The 316-nt window shown below is 63.0% G+C and carries 1 protein-coding gene; it reads left to right on the top strand.

Annotated elements, in window-relative coordinates; genetic code table 11:
• The coding region (locus tag XcodCFBP4690_RS22185; protein ID WP_146092050.1) for a transposase at positions 1 to 316 on the top strand (316 nt) is incomplete at both ends.

Here is a 316-nt window from a genome sequence, read left to right on the forward strand (position 1 = left end):
CGCTCGGCCACCTGCTGGCAGTTCAGGTCACCCCAGCGGACGAGCAGGAACGCGCCCAAGTGCGATCGCTGGCGCAGGAAGTTCAGCATGTCACCGGCGAGACGGTGAAACTGGCGTTCGTCGATCAAGGCTACACCGGCGAAGGGCCGGCCGAAGCCGCGCAGGAGGAAGGCATCGAACTGCACGTCGTCAAACTGCCGGAGGCCAAGAAAGGCTTTGTATTGCTACCTCGCCGCTGGGTCGTAGAGCGCAGTTTCGGTTGGGTCAATCGGTTCCGACGCCTGGCCCGTGATTACGAACGCCTACCGGAAACCCT

Origin of the sequence: Xanthomonas codiaei, assembly GCF_002939785.1 — a bacterium.
GTDB classification, from domain to species: Bacteria; Pseudomonadota; Gammaproteobacteria; order Xanthomonadales; family Xanthomonadaceae; genus Xanthomonas; species Xanthomonas codiaei.